Here is a 1,674-nt window from a genome sequence, read left to right as displayed (position 1 = left end):
ATCGAGCGCGGCTTCGTCGGGCGGCTCGTCGAGCCATGCATCGAACGCCTGGCCGGCGCCGGCCACGAGCCAGTTGAGCACGCTGCGCCGCGCTTCGCGCGTCGAGCGCGACGACAGGTACGGCCCGGCGACGACGTAGCAGCGATAGACCGCACGCGTGAGCGCCACGTAGACGAGCCGCGCGCGTTCCGCGGCCTGCTCGCGCAGCGCCTGACGCGCCGCATGCTCGGCCGCCTCGTCGTCGCACCCGTAATGCAGCACCGCGTCGCCCGCATCGTCGTGATACTCGCGTGCATCGGGCAGCGCGGACGTGGGCGGCTCGCGCAACCCGCCGTCGTTCAGGAACGGACAGAACACGATCGCGTATTCAAGACCTTTCGACTTGTGCACGGTGACGATCTGCACGAGGTTGCGATCGGATTCGAGACGCAGCTGCGCTTCCTCCCCGCCGCCGTCGAGCCGCTGCGCGGCGAGCCAGCGCAGCGTCGGCGCGATGCCCGGTTGCGCGGAGGCGCGCGCCTGCGTCAGTTCGGCCAGATGGTTGATGTCGGTCACGCGACGCTCGCCGTCCGCGCCGGCCATCAGGCGCTCGGCAATCCGCAGCTCACGCGTGAACGTGCGCCACATCACCGCGAAGCCGCGTTCGCGCCACAACAGCCGATACCGCGAGAAGCGCTCGACCCAGCTCATCGCGTCGGCGCTATCCGCCGCCGATGCTTCACGTTGCGCGTCGCCGTCGCCCTGCTCCATCCGCCACAGCGCACCGGCATCGAGGCCGAACCAGTCGGATGCGAGCGCCGCACGCAAACGCCGCAGGTCGCCCGGCGCATCGATCGCCGCCAGCACGCGTTCGAGCTGCTCGGCGTCATTGGTCGAGAACACCGAAGCCTGCGCCAGTTCGACGCTGCCGATGCCCCACGTGGACAACACGCGCTTCACGAGACTGCCCTGCCGGTGCGTCTGCACCAGCACCGCGATATCGCCCGGCGACAGCGGCGTATCGCCGAGCCGCACACGCCCTTCGCGCGCGCCGCGCATCAGCCGCGCGATCTCGGCGGCACAGGCCTGCGCGGCCTGTGCCTGCGCATCACGCTTGAGCAACGTGCCTTCGCCGCCCGGCAACGCCCACACCCGGAAGTCGCCGGCCGGGCCCGGGTCGGTTGCATCGACGAACGGCGCACGCACGCGCGTGCCGGCGCGCACCGCGTAGTAGTCGAGCCCGTCGAGCACGAACGCGCGCGGATTCGACATGAAGAAGCGGTTGCACGCGTCGACGATCGCGGGCGTCGAACGCTGGTTGACCGCGAGCGTGTAGCACGCGCTCGCCCGTGCGCGCGCGGCAAGATAGGTATGCAGATCGGCCGCGCGGAAGCTGTAGATCGCCTGCTTCGGATCGCCGACCAGAAACAGCGGGCCGCCCGGCGCGAAGATCCGGTCGAAGATCGCGAACTGCAGCGGGTCGGTATCCTGGAACTCGTCGATCAGCGCGGCCGGATAGCGTGCGCGCAGCGTCTCGGCGAGCCACGGATGCGCATGCAGCGCGTGGTACAGGTTCGCGAGCAGATCGTCGAACGAGACGACGCGCCGCGTGCGCTTGCGCTCGGCCAGCTCGCCCGGCGCCATGTCGAGCCATTCGGCGATCAGCGCGAGCCAGCGCGCGCGCTGCGCGGCCTC

Annotated in this window: 1 protein-coding gene; it reads right to left on the bottom strand. The window is 70.6% G+C overall.

Features of this window, described 5'->3' with window-relative positions; translation table 11 throughout:
- A partial coding sequence (locus G3N93_RS39520; RefSeq protein ID WP_206135472.1) for an exodeoxyribonuclease V subunit beta occupies positions 1-1,674 on the bottom strand: 1,674 nt, incomplete at both ends.

The organism is Burkholderia sp. Se-20378, from assembly GCF_017104665.1.
Lineage (GTDB): Bacteria > Pseudomonadota > Gammaproteobacteria > Burkholderiales > Burkholderiaceae > Burkholderia > Burkholderia lata.
This window is presented reverse-complemented; position numbering and strand designations above follow the sequence as displayed.